This is a genomic window from Oleiphilus sp. HI0128, from assembly GCF_001635365.1.
In genome coordinates, this window is the sequence record NZ_LWGG01001069.1 from 1 (window position 1) to 663 (window position 663).

At 43.3% G+C, this 663-nt stretch carries 1 protein-coding gene; it reads left to right on the forward strand.

All coding sequences use genetic code 11. The features are described 5' to 3' along the window. Positions 1–88 precede the first annotated feature (88 nt). A partial coding sequence (locus tag A3763_RS18250) for a heme-binding beta-barrel domain-containing protein (RefSeq protein WP_068760300.1) occupies positions 89–663 on the forward strand: 575 nt, incomplete at its 3' end.

Sequence of the window (663 nt, forward strand, 5' to 3'; positions counted from 1 at the left end):
GGCAGCACTAAAATTTCTCTAAAGCGCTTTAAAAACGACAATGAAAAAAGCATTATCCTATTAATAGAAAAATAGATTCGAGGTAGCTATGTCAGAATTCAAAGCAATTGATAACAAAGTTTTAGATGCCAAGCTTGTAGGGCCCTTAGCGCTGTTGCTGGGAAAGTGGCAAGGTGAAACAGGGATGGACATTGCACCGGAGCCCGACGGTGTTGAAGAAAACGCCTTCTATGAAACCTTGGAATTCAAACTCGTGGGTGATGTGAGTAATGCTGAAGAGCAAGACTTGGGCATTGTTCAGTACGAACAAATAGTTCGTCGCAAGCGCGATGACAAGCTAATTCATCATCAGCTAGGCTACTGGACTTGGGATGCTGAGAGCCAAACCATTTGTAATGGCTTTACGATTCCTCGTCGTGTCTCTCTGCTCGCTGGCGGTACAGTTGAATACATCAATAATAAGATGATTATTTTTGTTGAAGCAGAAAATGGCAGCGATACCTGGGGCATTACTGAAGCGGCGTTTATGAGGGAAAAAGCAAATACCAAGTCCTTCAGTCAAACATTGGAAGTGGAGGGGGATCGCTTGCATTATCAGCAAACAACTGTGGTTGATATCTATGGTGAGAGTGGCTTCGAACATACCGATGAAAATACCCTAAC